At 65.8% G+C, this 638-nt stretch carries 1 protein-coding gene; it reads left to right on the forward strand.

The features are described 5' to 3' along the window. Positions 1–98: 98 nt before the first annotated feature. The coding region (locus ACTQ05_RS09555) for an IS3 family transposase (protein ID WP_441538975.1) at positions 99–638 on the forward strand (540 nt) is incomplete at its 3' end.

Raw genomic sequence — 638 nt, forward strand, 5'->3', positions numbered from 1 at the left:
GAGCGCTGCCGAAGGCTCGAGACCGAGGTGGCCTACCTAAAAAAATTGCGTGCCCTGGTCGAGAGGGACGGACTCTGACCAGGGCGAAGGTCGAGGCCGTGAGCGCCCTGCGCGAAGAGGGGTACGGGCTGGGGTGCCTGCTGGAGTGCGCCGGCCTGGCGAGGTCGAGCTACTACTACGCGCTGTCGCACCCGAAGGCTCCCACCAGGCCCGAGCTCTGGGAGGCCGCCGCCGAGATATTCTCGCGCACGGCCAACGGGTGCGGCCACAGGCAGATCGCCATGTGCCTGCGCGCCGAGCAGGGCGTGCGCATAGCCTACAAGACCGTGCTGAAGATGATGCGCGAGATGGGCATCAGCTGCGGGATCCGCCGCGAGACCGACTACCACAGGTACAACTCGTACAGGGGCAAGGTCGGAAAGACCTTCGAGAACGTCATCGGGCGCGACTTCGCCGCCGACGGGCCGTGGGAAAAGATGGGCACCGACGTCACCGAGTTCAAACAGCCCTGGGGCAAGGCCTACTTCGCGCCGGTCTACGACTTCGGCAGCAAGGAGATCGTCGCCTGGTCCACGTCGCTGCACCCCAACATGGCTCAGCAGCACGAGCTGCTCGACCAGCTCGTGTCCAAGAAGCCC

Source organism: Collinsella sp. LCP21S3_A9 (assembly GCF_052118785.1).
Lineage (GTDB): Bacteria > Actinomycetota > Coriobacteriia > Coriobacteriales > Coriobacteriaceae > Collinsella.